Origin of the sequence: Pseudoalteromonas nigrifaciens (assembly GCF_002221505.1) — a bacterium.
GTDB lineage: Bacteria > Pseudomonadota > Gammaproteobacteria > Enterobacterales > Alteromonadaceae > Pseudoalteromonas > Pseudoalteromonas nigrifaciens.
Map to the genome: position 1 here is coordinate 1,266,180 of NZ_CP011036.1, position 18,679 is coordinate 1,284,858.

The following is an 18,679-nucleotide window of genomic DNA, read 5'->3' on the forward strand; positions in this document are numbered from 1 at the left end:
TTTATTCCCTGTTAATTGGTTCACCAAGAGCAATTTTGGCAATGTTTATTTCGTCACTGCATGCACGGCTGTCTTTTTCACATAATTGATAAAGCGCTTTTATTGTGACCCCATCTAGCTTTACTACGTTCAATTGTATTTGTAAAAAAGTAATAATTTTATGCACTACCTTGTGTGCGTGTAAAATAATAGCTTTATCGGCTTTGTCTCCACGTTCAAAATAAAAGCCAATAAATGTATGTAATTGATTTATTCTAATTAAGCACTTCATGGAAAGTGGATCCCATACTTTAAATTCCATAAAACGATTATTTTTAACGTATTGATCAATAATAACATCTTTAGCGTACGGTTGAGCCCAAAGCTCAAAACCACGATCGGTAAATACTTGATGCAGTGCAATGCGTGGCTTTTTATTACATTGAATTTCGCCTAGCTCGGTTTCGTAGCCGTCAAGTAGATCAAGGTTCCAATTACGTTTGTCTAAAAGGCTTTTTACTGCATTATCAAACCCATGTTCTAAAATACCTTCAGCTTCGCTGACCGATGAGGCAACAAGGTGATAAAAAGGTGGTAATTCGCCCCAATTTATTTGTTTTTTATACCAATTAATCTCTTTGAGTGTTGGATTACTGGGTAATTGCGCTTTATTATGCGTGCCAGGCATTAACCTATCCTTACTGCTAATTATGCCCTAAGGATAAACTATTGCCGAGGTTGTTTTAAGGAAAAGTTATGCATGTTCACACTTAATACATTTTTAGGTGGTGACTATGGGACTTATTATTGATGTGAACTCAAGGTGAAACGAGTATGCTAGAGCAAAATTTATCAGCTTATAAATGCCCACAGCAGTTTATTCAATTTAAACTTGGGCTGCGTAAAGCCGTGTCGTTACAACAAAGTATTACTTTTAGTTTTAATAATGCAGAAAATATAAACGACATTGAACGATTTTTACAAAAGCATGCATATTGTTATACCTTAAATAAGCGCCAAGGAATGTTATTAGTGGAGCCATTACGTGTTTGAATATATAAAAGCGTGGTACGAAAAAAAGTTTTCTGATCCTCATTCAGTTACTTTATTATTTTTATTATTGGCGTTAGTAGCCTTATTATATTTTATTGGATCTTTGATAGTGCCGGTATTGGTGGCACTTATTATTGCCTATTTACTCGATTGGCCGGTACTGCACTTAGAGCGTTTTGGGTTAAGGCGTTTTACCGCTACAGTAATTGTTATGCTTATATTTACAGGTATTATGCTGACACTTATTTTAGTTATTGGCCCTGTGCTGTGGCAGCAAACCAGTAATTTATTTCAAGAAACACCGCATATGGTAGAGCAAGGAAAATCGTTTTTATTGGCCTTGCCTGCGCAGTACCCTAGTTTAATTACTGCAGAACAAGTACAAACAATTGTATTAACAGTAGAGACTAAAGTAATTGAATTTGGTCAAGTAGTGCTGTCGGTGTCGCTCACGTCTTTAAAAGATGCGGTTGCGTGGTTAATTTACTTAATTTTAGTGCCCTTGTTAGTGTTTTTTATGCTTAAAGACAAACTAGAGCTTAGCCACAGTATTGCTAAACTTATTCCGCAACAACGACGCTTAATAATGCAGGTGTGGAATGAAATGAATCAGCAAATAATGAACTACATTCGCGGTAAAGTGTTTGAAATACTGATTGTTGGCTCGGTGTCGTTTATTGCCTTTACGGTACTTGATTTACGCTATGCTGCGTTATTGGGAGTATTAGTGGGCTTTTCGGTGTTGATCCCTTTTGTGGGTGCGGCATTGGTAACCATTCCGGTGGCGGCAGTGGCGTTGTTTCAGTTTGGAATTGAAACCCAATTTTGGACCATTTTAATTATTTACGGTATTATTCAAGCGCTTGATGGCAATGTACTAGTGCCTTTATTGTTCTCTGAAGCGGTTGATTTAAATCCGGTATTTATTATTGTAGCGGTATTGTTTTTTGGTGGCTTGTGGGGTTTTTGGGGCGTATTTTTTGCCATTCCACTGGCGTCATTAGTCAAAGCGCTGATCAATGCGTGGTCATCTACTCAAGAAGAAATCATTAAAGAGCTGAGCTAAAAGTTAACACCGCTTTAAGTATAAAAAAGCATAGAAAACGCATCTTTAAAACTAATTGATTATTATCTATTGCAGCCAAAACTATGTAATATTGGTATAAGATATATTTATTAGTAATAAGGTGCGTTTTTTAATGTCTGAGTATTTATTACCCGATGAGCCAGTAAAACAAGTTTACCTTGATGCAAATGCAACGACCCCTGTGTTGCCATGCATAGTTGATGTGGTGTGCCATGCAATGCAAACCTGTTTTGGTAATCCTTCTAGCCCACACATAACGGGTATTCAAGCTAAGCACTTATTGGAGCAAACTCGACAAAAAGCACGCGCGGTAATTGGCGCTAATAATGGTGATATTTTATTTACCTCAGGGGCAACCGAAGGTGTTCAAACGGCTGTAGTGTCTACGCTGATAAATGCTAAAACCCATAATAAAAAAAATCCGGTGTTACTTTATGGCGCTACAGAGCACAAAGCAGTACCAAATACCCTAAAACATTGGAATCAAGTGCTAGAGATTAACGCTCAAGTACTTGCTATTCCGGTTGATAGTAACGGTATTTTAGACTTAGATTTTATTGCTCAGCATATTGATGATGCGCTGATGATTTGCACTATGGCGGTTAATAATGAAACCGGTGTATACCAAGATCTAGCGGCAATAGAGCAGGTTATTCGTAATCGCAATAGCAGCGTGTCTTGGATGGTCGATTGCGTTCAAGCATTAGGTAAGCAGCAGCTTATGTTGAGCGAAACAACAATAGATTACGCACCGTTTTCGGGCCATAAACTCTACGCTCCCAAAGGCATTGGCTTATTATATATTCGTCAAGGCAGTGCTTATACGGCATTTATAGCCGGTGGCGGGCAAGAAAGTGGTATGCGCTCAGGTACTGAAAATCTCCCTGGTATTGCAGGACTTAATAAGTTATTTAGTTTGTTATTAGATAAAACCGATGGCACGTTTAAATCAAGTGCTGTGCTTGCGCAATATCGCAGCCAATTACACAATGCAATAAGCGATACATTTGGTGCCATTACCTTTAACCATGATTTTTCATACTCAGTGCCCACCACGCTTAATTTTGCGGTTAACGACTTAACCAGTAAAGAAGTTATTGATTTATTTGATGCTGCCGGCATACGCGTGAGCGGCGGCTCTGCGTGTAGTACTGGTGCTTCACAAAGTTTTGTACTAGATGCAATGGGTGCAAGCCAGTGGCAAAGTGAAAACGCCATACGTTTATCGTTTGGACCTGCCGCCACGCAACAAGATATTGACCATGCCTGTGAGCGAATTCGCGCCCTTAAACAAGTATTACAAGCAAATTGCCTGGTAGTATCTGACAGCGCTACACCTACGCAGGAATTATGTGCACTAGGCTTAACCCAATTTAGGCACCAAGGCGCGTGCAGCTGGTTATATGTTAATAGCAACAACCAAGCGGTGATCATCGACCCTATTATAGAGTTAATACCGCGCTTTGAAAAAATAGCCAATACGCAAAATTTAACCATAGCCGCTATTTTAGACACCCATGCTCACCAAGAGCGTAATAGTGCAATTACCCTATTACGCAGTGTGTTAGCAGCACGTTTAGTAGCAGGAGAGGTTGATCAATTGGGTTGGCCAGTTAACAAAACGGTGATTAATTTAAATGGGCAACGCCTAGAAAAACTTGCCACACCTGGGCATAGCCAAGACAGTGTGAGTTACTTATTAAAAGAAGCCTCGGGTGAGGTTCGCTATTGTTTTTGTGGTGATCTCATTTTACCAGCGGGGCTGGGTAATACTCATTTGCTTGGTGGTAGTGCAGAGCAAATGTCTGACTCGTTAATATTATTAGCGCAGCAGTTAACCCCAGAGGCGGTTATTTGCTCAGGACACGATTACCAACAGTGTTTTGCTATGAACTGGGCGGTGCAACAACAGCAAACTCCTTTATTGAGCGCATTATTATCTAAGCAAATAACGAAAGATGAATTTGCTGCTAAAAAGCAGCAGCGCGATGAGCAAAAACAAACAGATAATAACAACCAGCTTTGTGGTTATGTAAATGCGCAACCAGATACAAATACACAGCAATTGAGTTATTCACAGGCAAAAGAAATGCTCAGCCACGGCAATGTATATTTAATTGATACGCGCGAACCCTATGAGCATGGCGCTAATAATATTTCATCGCTGTTAAATGTTGCTACGGCTAAAACCTTAAATATTCCGCTTAGCCGTATGGCAAACGCAATAGTAGAGCAGCAGCTAGATAAAAATAATCAATATATTTTAGTGTGCCGCAGTGGTAACCGCTCAAAGTTGGCAGCAGCTAATTTAATTGAGCTAGGTTATACCTCGGTTTATAATTTAAATGGCGGTTTGGCACTGGGAAGTTAAAATTAGTTAGCAAATAAATATAATTAAGGCCGGCATTTGTCGGCCTTTTTATTTATTTGCCAAATTAAGCTAACTGAGTCGCCTCTGAATGGGTTGTTAAATTAATATATTAATTTTATGATACCGGTGTCAAAAGCAAAAAATTACGTTATCATTCACAGCATAAAATATAAAAACAGCTCATTTTTAACTTTGCTATATATGTTAATTAACTAAGTTTTATATAATAAATACATTTAAATCAATAGATTAATATTTTAGGGGATGTTTACATGACTAACCGTTCGCAATTAGCAAGTTGGCAAGCGCTTGAAAAAAGTGCAACCAAGATGAAACAAAGCCATCTTAGGGATTTATTTGCTAAAGATGACGCGCGTTTTTCTCAATTTTCTACGCAAATCCCTGGATTATTATTTGATTACTCAAAACAACGTATTGATAAAGATGTTTTTACGCAGTTAATTGCATTAGCTAAAGAGTGTGACATTAGCGCTTGGCGTGAAAAAATGTTTAATGGTGAAAAAATTAATATCACCGAAAACCGAGCAGTGTTACACACAGCATTACGTAACCGCGCTCATACGCCACTTATTGTTGATGGTGAAAATGTAACTGAGTTGGTTGATAACGAACTTGCTAAAATTAAACTGTTTGTTGAAAAAGTACGCAGTGGTAAGTGGTTAGGCTACAGTGGTAAGCCAGTAAAAGATGTAGTAAGTATAGGTGTAGGTGGTTCAAACCTTGGCCCGCAAATGGCAACCGAAGCATTAAAAGCATTAAGTGACGATACCTTAAATGTACATTATGTGTCGAATGCTGACGGGGTACAAATTGCCTCGGTATTAAAAAATATTGATGCTGAAACAACCTTGTTTGTTATTGCATCAAAAACGTTTACCACGTCAGAGACAATGACCAACGCTAAAACAGCGGTTGATTGGTTTTTACAAACAGCTAAAGATAACGCCGCTATTGCTAAGCATTTTGTTGCGGTGAGCACTAATTTAGAAAAAACAGCCGAGTTTGGCATTAGTAACGACAACGTATTTACGATGTGGGATTGGGTTGGTGGTCGCTTTTCATTATGGAGCGCTATTGGTTTACCGATTGCATTATATGCAGGATATGACGCTTTTGAAGCAATTTTAGAGGGTGCGTACGAAGTTGATGAGCACTTTAAAAACGCACCACTAGAGCAAAATATTCCGCTTATTATGGCATTATTAAGTGTGTGGAATACCAGCTTTTTAGGTTATACCTCGCAAGCTATTTTACCTTATGACCAAGCGCTGCACATGTTGCCTGCGTACTTACAACAAGGCGAAATGGAAAGTAACGGCAAGCATGTTAACTTTGCGGGTGAAACTGTGCCTTATACAACAGTGCCAATTATTTGGGGTATGACCGGGATTAACGGGCAACACGCATTTTACCAATGTTTGCATCAAGGTAATGTTATTGTACCGGCTGATTTTATTGCCTCAATTAAGCCGCAAGTAAACGTTGATAAACATCACGATATTTTATTATCGAACTTTTTTGCGCAAACAGAAGCACTAATGAATGGCGTAGATGAGCAAGAGATCACCGCAGATTTAACCGCTAAGGGTAAATCTCAGGCACAAATAGATGAGTTACTAAAGCACAAAATTCATCAAGGCAACCGCCCAACTACCTCTATGTTACTAGATAGCGTAGACGCTAAAACGGTAGGGCGCTTAATTGCGTTGTATGAGCATAAGATTTTTTGCCAAGGCATTATTTTAGAAATTTGCTCATTTGATCAATGGGGTGTTGAGCTAGGTAAAGGATTAGCATCAAAAATAGAAGCAGAGTTAGTTGATGAGCGCGTTAAATATGCTCATGATAGTTCAACTAATGGTTTAATGGCGTATTATAAGCAACATCGTACGCAGTAAAAATTTAGCTTAGTAACATAAGCAACCAAATACCTTTGAACGGGTAGCGCTGGTGTACTTAGGGACTGTATTTTTGTGAGAGGAATTACAGTTCCCTAAGGCCCATTTTTAAGCGCAGATGATAAAATTAAAAATAAATAGCCAGCAGTGTGGTTAAATAAAAAACATCATCATCACAGCATAACAAAGCAGGTTTTTGTGCAAACATATTTATAAAAACCGACATCATTCAAGCAATAAACCGCTATATCTGATTACCTAACGGGTAGTGCCAGGTAGCACAAACGTAGAGAGTAACTATGCTTAATCCTTTTGATATTATAATTTTTGGGGGCGGTGGTGACCTTGCGTTACGCAAATTACTACCTGCAATGTATCGAGCATATCAAGAAGGTAATTTACCTGAAGGCTCACGTATTTTGCCAACGGTACGCGAAGAAACCCAACGTGCTGAGTACATAGAAACAGCACACAAAGCCTTAAAAGAGTTTTTAGCAAAGGATGAGTTTAATGCTAAAGATTGGAAAGCCTTTGCTACTTTTTTAGTACCTGTTGTTAGCAATGTAACAGCCCCTGACGATAACTGGGATGTGCTAAAAGGTATTTTAGATGAGCACGACAGCACTAAATCTCGCGTATTTTATTTATCACTACCACCTGCTGTGTACGGCACTTGCTGTGAAATATTATCTGTTAAAAACTTAATAACGCCTACTTCACGTGTAGTGGTTGAAAAGCCTATTGGTTATTGTGGTGAATCTGCTGAGGCTATCAATGGAAAAATCGCAGAGTATTTTAGCGAAGAGCAAATTTTCCGAATTGATCATTACTTAGGTAAAGAAACTGTTCAAAACTTAATGGCACTGCGTTTTTCAAACTCGTTGTTTGAAAACATGTGGGATGCTAAATCAATCGATAATATTCAAATTAGCATTTCAGAAACTGTGGGCCTTGAAACCCGTGCAGGCTTTTACGACAAAGCCGGTGCGCTGCGTGATATGGTTCAAAACCACTTGTTACAACTGTTATGTTTAGTAGCAATGGAATCACCCCATAAACTTAATGCCAATAGTATTCGCAACGAAAAGCTCAAAGTATTAGAAGCGCTGCGTCCACTTATTGGCAGCGACGTAGATAAAAATATTATTCGTGGCCAATATGTACCAGGTGATCTAAACGGTAAAATTGTACCAGGTTACTTAGAAGAGCTTAATGAAGGTTCAAGTAAAACCGAAACCTTTGTAGGTATTCGAGCGCATATTGATAACTGGCGTTGGGCAGGTGTGCCATTTTATTTGCGCACTGGTAAACGCATGGCTAAACGCTGTGCTGAAATTGTAGTGCAATATAAAAAAGTATCACACAATGTATACGAAGACAGCGTAGGCGAAATAGAGCCAAACCGCTTGGTGATTCGCCTACAACCAGAGGAAACTATTCAGCTAACATTGATGTCTAAACGCTTAGATAACCTTGAAATGCAGCTTGAGCCAGTAACGATGAATATTGAGCTTTCACAAGCCTATAGCAATGGTTTTCACTCAGATGCCTACAAGCGCTTAATGCTAGATGCAGCCGCTAATAATCCTTCGTTATTTATCCATCGTGATGAAGTACGCCAAGCATGGAAGTGGATTGATCCAATCATCGACCGCTGGCAAGAAAAAGGCAAACCGGCGCTTTATCGTGCAGGTAGCTGGGGCCCAGAAGATGCTGACGAATTATTAGCAGAGAACAACCATGTATGGTTTAACACCGGTGATAAGGGAGCATAATGGCAACAATAATTGAAAAGTTTTTTGATAGTAAAGAGGCGCTTACAGCAGAGCTGTCAGCAACACTTGAACAATCATTACGTGATGGCATAAGCAATGATGGCCGTGCAGTATTAATGGTATCGGGCGGTTCATCCCCTGCTGCTGCGTATAAGCATTTATCAACCCTTGATTTAAATTGGCAACATGTTGATGTTGCTATGGTTGACGAGCGTTGGGTAGATGCGAGCCACGAAAAAAGTAACGAAGCATTTATTAACAGCACGTTATTACAAAACTATGGTGCTGCGGCTAACTTTGTCACGATGAAAAATAGCGCCGAAACAGCGCAGCAAGGCACTGCAGTGTGTGAAGCTGCTTATGCTGCGTTAAAACGCCCGTATGATGTGACTATTTTAGGTATGGGGCCAGATGGTCATACTGCGTCATTATTCCCACATGCAGAGGGTTTAGACGTAGGCCTAAACTCGGATCAACTGGTGTGTGCAATTAATGCCATTGAAAGTGATGTAACTGGCAGTATAACTGAGCGTATGACACTTACATTAAACGCGATAGCGCAATCTAAAGTGGTTAAGCTACTTATTAGCGGTGATGAAAAACTCGCTGTGTATAAGCAAGCCAAAGCGGGCGGAGATGTAAACGACATGCCACTGCGCGCAGTGCTAAATCACCCAAGTATTAATATTGAGGTTTATTGGGCGCCGTAATTTAAAATGAGTGCGAATGAACAAATAAAAAGGCAGCTATAACTAGCTGCTTTTTTTATTTGTGTAATTATTATCCAAAATAACGTAGTTAGTAACGTGATTTTGTTAAAACTGATTAACATTAAAAGCAAGTCTGTATGTTAAATAGCCTTGCCGTGTGTGCTTTTTAAGCAGATTTAACCCTTGTTATGTGTACGTTTTTTGGCAAGGTGCAGATTTATTTAAATTTTATTTTATCAAAACGGTTGTCATAAAAGTTTCCCTTCCTTTTTTTGCTCAAAAGCATTAGCCTAAAGGTATTAACAAAGAAACATACAAATTAAAAATAAACGGAGCAGTAACATGGCGGAGCAACAAGTACAGCCTTTACACAACGAAAAACATGCCAATACTAAAATTAAAAACGGCATCAATGTAGAATTTATGAAAACGCAACATTTAGTGCCAGTAGTTGCACATGAATTTGCGCGTATAGCGAATGAATTTCCAATGTCTTTCGTTAAAAATAACGAAACAGGCACTTTTCAAGCAGTTGCTATGTTTGGCCTTGAGCCAGGCGAAAACTTGTTTGTTGAAGGCGATAAGTGGACGGCAGCATTTGCACCAATGGCTACGACGCGCTACCCACTAGGTTTAGTAAAACACCCAGATCAAGATCAATACGGTATTGTTATTGACGAAGCGAGCCCATTAGTTGGCGAAGAAGAAGGTAATGCGTTGTTTGAAAACGGCGAAGAAACTGACTACTTAAAGCGTCGTAAAGAAGCATTAGTATCGTTTATTGAGTTTTCTCAGATCACAGATGCTTTTACTAAGTTTTTAGCCGATAAAGAGCTTTTAGTAGCGCAAACGCTAACAGTTGATATTAAAGGCGAGAAAAAAGACATTAACGGTATTTACCTTATCGATGAGAAAAAACTTAATGAATTAAGTGATGCTGACTTTTTAGAGCTACGTAAACGTGGTTATTTAGCACCAATTTATTCTTTTTTAACGTCTACGCATCAAGTAGCACGTTTAGCTCGTTTAAAAGCGCAACAAGCGTAATAATTTAAACCAGCAAAAAAAAGCGCCTTTGGGCGCTTTTTTTATGTGTTTAAACTTACTTTACTTGATAAATAGTTAGCGACCATCCACATTGGTTTCACTGAAGTTTATAAGAGCTCATTATGAAAAAATCACTTTTAATGGCGCTTATCGCCACTAGTTTTATTAGCGTAAGCAATAACGCCTTAAGCGCAGAAGTACCTTTTGCTATTGCCATTCATGGCGGTGCGGGCACGATTGAAAAAAGTAAATTTACGCCCAAAGAAGAGCAAGCTTATCGTGCTAAATTAACCCAAGCGGTAGAGGCCGGTTATAAAGTACTTGAGCAAGGCGGCGAAAGCTTAGATGCCATAACGGCAGCGATTCAAGTGATGGAGCAGTCTACTTATTTTAATGCAGGGCGTGGCGCGGTTTATACTTACGATGGCAGCCATGAGCTCGATGCATCAATTATGGATGGTCGTAATCGTCAGGCGGGCGCAGTTGCAGGTGTTAAGCATGTAGAGAGCCCAATTAATTTAGCACGTTTGGTTATGGATAATTCAGTACACGTCATGCTCAGTGGGCAAGGCGCTGAAGAGTTTGCTAAAGAGCAAGGTATTCCCTTAATCGAAAATAACTTATTTGATACCGAGCACCGCTATAAAGCATTATTAAAAGCAAAGCAAAAATTAGATAAAGCCAAAGCAACCAGTAAAGACTATCAAGCGGCGCATAAAGCCTTGCCAAATAACTATAAAATGGGCACGGTTGGTGCGGTAGCACTGGATAAAAATGGCAATTTAGCAGCTGGTACATCAACCGGCGGTATGACCGCCAAACGCTATGGCCGTATTGGTGATGCGCCGGTAATTGGTGCAGGAACGTTTGCGGAAAATGAATCGTGTGCGGTATCGGCTACCGGCCATGGTGAGTATTTTATTCGTTACAATGTAGCCAGCGATATTTGTGCGCGCGTTAAATACCAAGGTAAAACCATAACGCAAGCAGGGGACGAAGTGATTAATGGGGTACTTGCACCAATAGGCGGTACGGGCGGTGTTATTATAGTGGATACTAAAGGTAATATTAGTTTGCCGTTTAATACCTCAGGTATGTACAGAGCCAGTAAATCAAATACCCAAGCCACTTATGTAGGCATTTTTAAAGGCGAATAAGCGCTTTATTTGTTTGGCTGGTGGCTTATATAACAAACTACTAAGCGTTATGCACTTTGTAGGATTAACCCCAGCCATTTAATTTGCTACAATTGCGGCTCTTTTACTAATTTTATAAGGTATGCGGGTGGTAAACCTAGGTCAGTTGTTTGGCGAGCTAAAGACGTGCTTGAAAAAAGATCAATTCATTTTTAAAAAACGCTTACATGGCGTAAAAAAAATAACCGATGAGAATAAGCATGCCAACGCGCTTGAAAAAATAGCGGCCGACATTACCCGTAGCCAAGCACTGCGCGCGCAGCGTTTAGCGGCTCTGCCTAAAGTGACTTACCCAGAGCAATTACCGGTGAGTCAAAAAAAGGATGTGATTAAAAACGCCATTGCTAATAACCAAGTGGTTATTATTGCAGGTGAAACCGGTTCAGGTAAAACCACGCAAATTCCTAAAATGTGTTTAGAGCTAGGGCGTGGGGTTGATGGCTTAATTGGCCACACCCAACCAAGGCGACTAGCAGCACGAACGGTGGCTAATCGTATTGCAGAAGAAATGCAGTGTGAACTTGGCCAACAAGTTGGTTTTAAAATACGCTTTAGTGATCAGGTCTCGAATAATACCTATATTAAACTAATGACCGACGGGATTTTACTTGCCGAAATTCAACAAGATCGATTTTTAAATCAATACGACACCATTATTATTGATGAAGCGCACGAACGTAGCTTAAACATTGACTTTATTTTAGGTTATTTAAAAAACTTACTCCCTAAGCGCCCCGATTTAAAAATAATAATTACCTCAGCAACGATCGATCCAGAGCGTTTTTCAAAGCACTTTGATGATGCGCCAATTATAGAAGTATCAGGGCGAACCTTCCCGGTTGATGTACGTTACAACCCAGTTACTGAGATAAATAAAGAGGATATGGAAGCCGAAGGCGACCAACTGCAAGGTATTTTTGATGCTGTAGATGAACTGTGTGCAGAAGGCCCTGGCGACATTTTAATATTTTTAAATGGTGAGCGTGAAATACGCGATACCGCCGATGCTCTCAGTAAACGTAATTTAAAACACACTGATATATTACCGCTTTATTCGCGACTATCAAACGCCGAGCAAAACCGCATATTTGCACCGCACTCGCGCCGCCATATTATTTTATCGACCAACGTGGCCGAAACATCGTTAACCGTACCGGGGATTCGTTATGTAATTGATCCGGGTACGGCGCGTATTAGCCGTTATAGTTACCGCACCAAGGTACAGCGCCTGCCTATAGAGCCAATATCGCAAGCCAGTGCAAATCAGCGAATGGGACGTTGTGGCCGCGTAGAGGCGGGTATTTGTATTCGTTTATACGCTGAGGATGACTTTTTATCACGCCCAGAGTTTACCGATCCTGAAATACTACGTACTAACTTAGCTTCGGTTATTTTACAAATGCTAGCGCTGGGTTTAGGCGACATGGCGCAGTTTCCGTTTGTGCAAGCCCCAGATAGTCGTAATATTAGCGATGGTTTAACCTTGCTTGAGGAACTCCAAGCAGTACATCCCACTAAACGTAACGACAAAACAGCGCTTACCCAGTCAGGCCGAGAATTAAGCCGTTTACCGGTCGATCCGCGTTTAGCTAAAATGGTGTTAACCGCACATAAGCTCGGTGCGCTACGTGAAGTAATTATTATAGTGGCGGCACTGTCTATTCAAGACCCCCGTGAGCGCCCGCAAGAAAAACGTGCTGCGGCAAACGAAAAACACGGCCGTTTTGATGATCCTGATTCAGACTTTATTGCATTTTTAAACTTGTGGAATTATTTAGAAGAGCAACAAAGCGAGCTGACTAATAGCCAGTTTAGAAAACTCTGCCAAAAAGACTTCCTCGCTTATATGCGCCTTCGTGAGTGGCAAGATATTGTTTATCAAATAAGTACCGTATGCAACGAAATGGGTATGAAAGCCACATCGAATGCTGCCGACGGTGAGCAAGTTCACAAAGCATTACTGAGCGGTATGCTTAGCCATATTGGCTTTAAAGATGAAAAACAAATTTATAAAGGCGCGCGTAATAGCCAGTTTCATATTTTTCCGGGGTCGGGGTTATTTAAAAAGAGCCCAAAATGGCTAATGTCGGCAGAGCTGGTAGAAACCAGTAAATTATATGCCCGCACTAACGCCAAAATAGACATTAACTGGGTTGAGCCACTGGCGCAGCATTTGGTTAAGCGCAGTTATACAGAGCCACATTGGGAGAAAAAACCCGGTGCGGTAATCGTCTTTGAGCAACAAACCTTATATGGCCTGCTAATCGTCAATAAGCGCCGCTGCGTGTATAGCAATATTGATCCTAAAGTGAGCCGTGAGCTGTTTATTCGCACCGCATTAGTTGAGCAAGAACTGGGTTTAAACGAAAGCTTTTTAGAGTTTAACCGCGAGCTGATTGAAGATATTCAAGTGCTTGAAAACAAGTCACGCAGGCGCGATATTTTAGTTGATGAGCAAACTTTATTTGAGTTTTACGATAAAAAAATTCCAAAAGAAATTAATAATCGTGCAGCATTTTTAAAATGGTATAAAACGCAAAAACAACACAATAAACACTATTTGCAAATGAGCCGCGATGACTTAATGCAGCATGGTGCAAGCAGTATTACCGAGTTTGACTACCCAGATACTTGGCAGCAAGATAATTTAATTTTACCTTTAGCGTATCATTTCGATCCCGGTCAAGCGGTTGATGGTGTGGCGGTACAAATACCGGTTGCGCTATTAAACCAAGTGCAAGAAAGCGGCTTTGACTGGCATATACCTGCGTTTCGACATGAGTTAATAAGTGGTTTAATTAAATCATTGCCTAAGTCACTGCGCCGTAATTTTGTACCTGCGCCTAACTATGCCGATGCTGTTTTGGCGGCTATTGAGCCATTGCAGGGGAGTTTAATTGACGCACTTAGTAATCGACTATTAAAAATGACAGGGGTGCGAGTTGACCCTGATGCCTGGGATTTAAGTGCCTTGGCAGCACATTTACGTTTGCAGTTTGAAGTACGTGGCGATAACGATAAGTTACTCGCGCGTGGCCTAGATTTAGCCAAACTTAAAGCGCAGCTACAAGGCGAAGTAACGCAAACATTATCCAAAGTAGCCGATAAAGGCATAGAAAAAGCAGACTTAACGCAGTGGGATTTTGGCGAGCTACCTAACTCATATGTAAAAAAACAAGGGCAATACGAAATTAAAGCGTATCCGGCGCTGGTGGATAAAAAATCAACTGCTGCTATTGAGCTTTTCGATAACGAAGTAAAAGCACAGGTTGCCCATCAACAAGGGCTGCGCCGATTAGTATTATTAAATGTGCCTTCACCAATAAAGTATTTGCAGCAAAACTTACCAAATAAGGCTAAGCTTGGATTGTATTTTAATCCTTTTGGTAAAATAGCCGATTTAATTGATGACTGCATTGCCGCCGGTGTTGATAGCTTATTATTAAAGTACGGTGACATTCGCACCAGCGACGCGTTTGAAAATGTAAAAGAGCATATACGTGGTGAGCTTGGTGACGCTGTAGTTGAAATTGCCACGCAAGTAGAGCAAGTGTTAAGTATAGCCCATGCCTTACATAAAAAAATGAAAGGACGGGTAGATTTAACCATGATCACTGCGCATGGAGATATTAAATCGCAATTAGAGTCTCTTGTTTTTAAAGGCTTTGTAAGCCAACATGGGGCAACTAAGCTAAGTGACTTAATCCGTTATTTAAAAGCGATTCAAAAACGTTTAGAAAAGTTACCCATAGATCCAAATCGCGATAGATTATGTGTACTTGAGCTTGATAAAGTGGCTCAAGAGTATAAAAAGCAAGCAAACAAAACCCCTAAAGGGATGCCAATTCCAAAAGAGGTAGAAGCTATCTTTTGGATGCAGCAAGAGCTGAGAGTGTCTTTATTTGCACAGACCTTGGGTACTCCGTATCCAATTTCGGCGAAACGTGTGTTAAATGCAATAAAAGAAATAGAGTAAAAGGTGTATCTACTATTAAGCTTAAGTACTTAATAGTAGAACTTATTTTTTGTTTTGAGAAGGAAACGACATAGCCATGTCCTCATCAATAGAACATAAAGTACAACAACTACTAGTGGTAGATGACGAGTATTTTAATTATGAAATACTCAAAGCAGCACTTAGCGCAAAGTTTGATGTTAATTATGCCGATTCTGGAACAAGCTGTTTAGCCTCTGCTATTGCTAATCCGCCCGATATTATTTTACTTGATGTATGTATGCCAGGGCTGGATGGTTACGATACGTGTAGAATGCTTAAACATACACCTGAGACAAAAAACATCCCTATTGTTATGGTGTCAGGGCTAGAGTCACCGCTTGAAAAGCAAGCTGGGTTTGACGCGGGCTGTGATGCTTATGTGGTTAAGCCGTTTTCTGTACCACTGTTGTTAGAGCAAATTAATAAAATAGTATAGGAAAAATTATGTTTACAGATGATAAGCGAAATTTTCGACGTATGCAGATCAATACACCAGCAAAGCTAACCACAATAGAGCCGATTGCTGGCTTAAATTATAATGCAGAATGTGTAGATTTGAGTGCAACTGGGTTGTCGTTGCATTTAGATGAGTTACTTGAGCCAAACACTATTTTATTGGTACATATAGACTCAACTCATCCGAGTATTGCGCCTTTAGACGCAACGGCTAAGGTGATACGCGCCAGCAAAGAAGATGACGGTACAATAACTGCCGGACTTGAAATAATACAGTTTAATTAGCTTAGGTAGCGTGGTTATTGCCCATATAAATAGGTAATAACCACGTATAAATACTAGGGTCTGTTGACCTTTGCGGATTGAAATTTGTTCAAACTAGGGGCGATTTAATCACGGCGCGAGGTTTGTAACCTAGTGGGCTAAGTAAAAACCGAGCAAAGCTTCCGCGTCCTGCTCACGCCCCTTACCTACATCCATGTAGGCAACAAAGAGTCAATCGCCCCTAGGCAGAACCCTTCGGGCAGTGCCTGTTTGGCATTGATGCTACGTTATCGCCTATTTATGGGGAATAACCACACCACATAGGCTCTGCTTTGCCTAAATACCAAACACACTGCTGCAAATTCAACCTTGAAAGATCAACAGACCCTAATCAAGCCTAGGCGTTAGTAAACCTTACAAATTAAGCCTTTTAAGTAAAAACCTTCAGGGTAACTACCCGCAATAGGGTGATCGGCGGCTTGGTTTAAACGCTCCATAATAAGTAAGTCTTTACCAGCATCAAGGGCTGCATCAGCCACCACTTTTTGAAACAAGTTTTGCTCCATTAAGCCCGAACACGAGAAGGTTAATAAGGTGCCACCTGGTTTTAATATTTGCATAGCAATCATGTTTATATCTTTATAGCCACGACACGCACCAGTAAGTTGTGCTTTGTTGTCGGCAAACTTTGGCGGATCCATTACTATAGTGTCAAACAATACACCGTCTTCGCGGTATTGACGCAGTAACTTAAATACATCTTGTTTGACAAAATCAACCTTATCTAAATCAAGATTGTTATGCTCAACATTGCGCTTAGCTGTATCGAGGGCTGGCTGCGATACATCCACGTTAGTTACGTGTTTACAGCCGCCACGTAGGGCATACAACGAAAATGTACCCGTGTAGCTAAAGCAGTTTAATACGGTTTTGTCTTTAGAAAAGCGTTCAAGTGCAGCGCGGCTATCGCGTTGATCTAAATAAAAACCGGTTTTATGGCCATCAATAATATCAACTTCAATTTTAAAGCCATTTTCTGCAATGAGTACTGGGGCAGTTGGTTCATTGCCCCATAATGCCCCTTTAATTGGCTCAAGGCCTTCTTTGGTACGCACTTCTACATCTGAGCGCTCGTAAATGCTCATACCAGGGAATATAGCCATTAACGCGCCAACAATTTCACCTTTATGACGCTCAGCACCCGCGCTAAGTAATTGACACACTAATACGTTGTCAAACTTATCTATGGTAACGCCGGGTAAAAAATCTGATTCTGCGGCGCAGAGTCTAAAGCCAGTTAAACCACCTTCTTCGATTACTTGGCTACGGGCTTCTAGTGCACGACGTAGGCGGCGTTCAAAAAAGTGTTGATCAATAACTTCTTTTTCGTCAAAGCTCCAAACACGGGCACGAATTTGTGAATGTGGGCTATAAGCTGCTGTTGCTAAAAATTTACCTTCACTATCGTGAATAGTAACTGTGTCACCTAGACCTGGTTTACCTTTAATTTTTTTGATGGCTTTGGAAAATAACCAAGGGTGTTTTCTTTTTAATGATTTATCGCGGCCAGCTTGCAGGTAAACGGCAGATGTCATAAAGCTTCTCAGTAGTAATAAATAAGCGCTGTATTTTAGTCAAGGCAAGGGCAACATACAATGAATGTTTTGCATGGAGCCCATAAATCGCGGTAAAGTATGGCTAATTCAATATGTTAATTAGGTATTTGGAACACGTTGTGACAGACATAATGTTAAGCCCTGAGCTGCAGCAGCTCAATTTACAGTGCAGAGCCTTTATTACCACACTAATTCATGCCGATGTGGCGCATGATATAACCCATATTGAACGCGTAGTTCGGGTTGCTATTAAATTGTGCGATGCAGAGCAAGCTAATATGAAGGTAGTGCTCCCGGCTGCATGGTTACACGACTGTGTAGCCGTGGCTAAAAACCACCCAGATAGGGCTAAAGCCTCTACTATGGCCGCCGATAAAGCGATTGCTTTTTTAGCTTCTATTAATTACGACGCGCAATTATTTACTCAAATTCATCATGCAATAGCGGCGCATAGCTTTAGCGCCAATATTAAAGTGAACTCAGTAGAAGCACAAATAGTGCAAGACGCAGACAGAATGGACGCACTAGGCGCGATTGGTATAAGCCGCTGCATGAAAGTAGGTGGCTCAATAAGTCGATTACTATATAACCCGGATGACCCATTTTGCCTACAACGCGAAGCAGATGATAAAAAATACACGCTTGATCATTTTTTTATTAAGTTATTACACATAGCTCAAAGCATGAATACTCCCTCGGCTAAGGCCGAAGCACTAAGACGTACAGAGTATATGCATGACTTTTTAGAGCAACTAAAGTCTGAAATAGGAGAGCAGCGTGAGTATACCTAAGCTAGCTGGGATTGATCATTGTCATTTAAATGTGGATGATTTAGCGCAAGCGGTTAAATGGTATGAGCGTGTTTTAGGTTTTAGTGTGGTTGAAGCGCTCGCCTTTTGGAATGAAGATGGCAAAGGGCCATTAACCCTTGAAGATGCAAATGCTACCACGCGTTTAGCGTTATTTACTGCACAGGGACGTAGTAAAGGCATTGCTTTTTTAGCCACTGGGGAGCAATTTATTGCATGGCTTGAGCATTTTGAACACCTAAATATTAAAACAGTATTAGCTGATCACGGCGTTACGTTTTCAATTTATTTTAAAGATAACAGCGGAAATAGCCATGAAATTACCTCTCATGACTATACGCAGATTAAAACTGTGTATCAGCAGGTATTATTAGGCTCGAATACAGCCAAAAAGAGCTAA

The 18,679-nt window shown here is 40.4% G+C and carries 15 protein-coding genes; 13 read left to right on the forward strand and 2 right to left on the reverse strand.

The window, feature by feature from the left end:
• Position 1 precedes the first annotated feature (1 nt).
• The gene (locus PNIG_RS06175; RefSeq protein WP_089368010.1) at positions 2-667 is read right to left on the reverse strand and encodes a hypothetical protein; all 666 of its coding nucleotides are present in this window, start codon (positions 665-667) and stop codon (positions 2-4) included.
• A gap of 146 nt (positions 668-813) precedes the next feature.
• Between PNIG_RS06175 and PNIG_RS06180 the strand changes: the two genes are divergently transcribed.
• From PNIG_RS06180 to PNIG_RS06230, 11 genes are all read left to right on the forward strand, one after another.
• On the forward strand, positions 814-1,032 hold the full coding sequence (locus tag PNIG_RS06180) for a hypothetical protein (RefSeq protein WP_011327822.1): 219 nt from the start codon (positions 814-816) through the stop codon (positions 1,030-1,032).
• Positions 1,025-2,098, forward strand: a complete 1,074-nt coding sequence (locus PNIG_RS06185) for an AI-2E family transporter (protein WP_011327823.1) — start codon at positions 1,025-1,027, stop codon at positions 2,096-2,098. Before PNIG_RS06180 ends, PNIG_RS06185 begins: the two co-directional genes overlap by 8 nt.
• Before the next feature lie 133 nt (positions 2,099-2,231).
• Entirely contained in the window at positions 2,232-4,490 is a 2,259-nt protein-coding gene (locus tag PNIG_RS06190) for an aminotransferase class V-fold PLP-dependent enzyme (protein ID WP_089368011.1), read from the forward strand.
• A gap of 272 nt (positions 4,491-4,762) precedes the next feature.
• Positions 4,763-6,409 (forward strand): glucose-6-phosphate isomerase, encoded by a 1,647-nt coding sequence (pgi, locus tag PNIG_RS06195; RefSeq protein WP_011327825.1) that lies wholly within the window; start codon positions 4,763-4,765, stop codon positions 6,407-6,409.
• A gap of 299 nt (positions 6,410-6,708) precedes the next feature.
• Positions 6,709-8,184 carry a glucose-6-phosphate dehydrogenase gene (gene zwf / locus PNIG_RS06200; RefSeq protein ID WP_011327826.1) on the forward strand — a complete coding sequence of 492 codons (1,476 nt, stop codon included), beginning with the start codon at positions 6,709-6,711 and terminating at the stop codon, positions 8,182-8,184.
• The gene (pgl, locus tag PNIG_RS06205; RefSeq protein WP_011327827.1) at positions 8,184-8,894 is read left to right on the forward strand and encodes a 6-phosphogluconolactonase; all 711 of its coding nucleotides are present in this window, start codon (positions 8,184-8,186) and stop codon (positions 8,892-8,894) included. The genes zwf and pgl overlap by 1 nt, the downstream gene beginning before the upstream one ends.
• 342 nt (positions 8,895-9,236) lie before the next feature.
• Entirely contained in the window at positions 9,237-9,941 is a 705-nt protein-coding gene (locus tag PNIG_RS06210; RefSeq protein ID WP_011327828.1) for a SapC family protein, read from the forward strand.
• 122 nt (positions 9,942-10,063) lie between these two features.
• Entirely contained in the window at positions 10,064-11,098 is a 1,035-nt protein-coding gene (locus PNIG_RS06215; protein ID WP_089368012.1) for an isoaspartyl peptidase/L-asparaginase family protein, read from the forward strand.
• 127 nt (positions 11,099-11,225) lie between these two features.
• On the forward strand, positions 11,226-15,113 hold the full coding sequence (gene hrpA, locus PNIG_RS06220) for an ATP-dependent RNA helicase HrpA (RefSeq protein ID WP_172459233.1): 3,888 nt from the start codon (positions 11,226-11,228) through the stop codon (positions 15,111-15,113).
• A gap of 76 nt (positions 15,114-15,189) precedes the next feature.
• The gene (locus tag PNIG_RS06225) at positions 15,190-15,570 is read left to right on the forward strand and encodes a response regulator (protein ID WP_058373030.1); all 381 of its coding nucleotides are present in this window, start codon (positions 15,190-15,192) and stop codon (positions 15,568-15,570) included.
• An 8-nt stretch (positions 15,571-15,578) separates the two neighbouring features.
• On the forward strand, positions 15,579-15,875 hold the full coding sequence (locus tag PNIG_RS06230; protein ID WP_086998101.1) for a PilZ domain-containing protein: 297 nt from the start codon (positions 15,579-15,581) through the stop codon (positions 15,873-15,875).
• Positions 15,876-16,258: 383 nt separating this feature from the next.
• Here PNIG_RS06230 and PNIG_RS06235 read toward each other — a convergent pair whose 3' ends face one another.
• Positions 16,259-17,449 carry a class I SAM-dependent methyltransferase gene (locus PNIG_RS06235; RefSeq protein WP_011327833.1) on the reverse strand — a complete coding sequence of 397 codons (1,191 nt, stop codon included), beginning with the start codon at positions 17,447-17,449 and terminating at the stop codon, positions 16,259-16,261.
• A gap of 152 nt (positions 17,450-17,601) precedes the next feature.
• On the opposite strand from PNIG_RS06235, the gene PNIG_RS06240 reads away from it, so the two are divergent.
• The gene (locus PNIG_RS06240) at positions 17,602-18,261 is read left to right on the forward strand and encodes an HD domain-containing protein (protein WP_011327834.1); all 660 of its coding nucleotides are present in this window, start codon (positions 17,602-17,604) and stop codon (positions 18,259-18,261) included.
• Entirely contained in the window at positions 18,248-18,679 is a 432-nt protein-coding gene (locus PNIG_RS06245; protein ID WP_089368014.1) for a VOC family protein, read from the forward strand. The genes PNIG_RS06240 and PNIG_RS06245 overlap by 14 nt, the downstream gene beginning before the upstream one ends.

Bases quoted from the DNA above. Each gene is read 5' to 3' on its own strand.
- zwf (WP_011327826.1), top strand. From the start codon at position 6,709: ATGCTTAATCCTTTTGATATTATAATTTTTGGGGGCGGTGGTGACCTT.
- pgi (WP_011327825.1), top strand. From the start codon at position 4,763: ATGACTAACCGTTCGCAATTAGCAAGTTGGCAAGCGCTTGAAAAAAGT.
- PNIG_RS06180 (WP_011327822.1), top strand. From the start codon at position 814: ATGCTAGAGCAAAATTTATCAGCTTATAAATGCCCACAGCAGTTTATT.
- PNIG_RS06175 (WP_089368010.1), bottom strand. From the start codon at position 667: ATGCCTGGCACGCATAATAAAGCGCAATTACCCAGTAATCCAACACTC.
- PNIG_RS06215 (WP_089368012.1), top strand. From the start codon at position 10,064: ATGAAAAAATCACTTTTAATGGCGCTTATCGCCACTAGTTTTATTAGC.
- PNIG_RS06240 (WP_011327834.1), top strand. From the start codon at position 17,602: ATGTTAAGCCCTGAGCTGCAGCAGCTCAATTTACAGTGCAGAGCCTTT.
- PNIG_RS06225 (WP_058373030.1), top strand. From the start codon at position 15,190: ATGTCCTCATCAATAGAACATAAAGTACAACAACTACTAGTGGTAGAT.
- PNIG_RS06190 (WP_089368011.1), top strand. From the start codon at position 2,232: ATGTCTGAGTATTTATTACCCGATGAGCCAGTAAAACAAGTTTACCTT.
- pgl (WP_011327827.1), top strand. From the start codon at position 8,184: ATGGCAACAATAATTGAAAAGTTTTTTGATAGTAAAGAGGCGCTTACA.
- PNIG_RS06230 (WP_086998101.1), top strand. From the start codon at position 15,579: ATGTTTACAGATGATAAGCGAAATTTTCGACGTATGCAGATCAATACA.
- PNIG_RS06210 (WP_011327828.1), top strand. From the start codon at position 9,237: ATGGCGGAGCAACAAGTACAGCCTTTACACAACGAAAAACATGCCAAT.
- PNIG_RS06235 (WP_011327833.1), bottom strand. From the start codon at position 17,449: ATGACATCTGCCGTTTACCTGCAAGCTGGCCGCGATAAATCATTAAAA.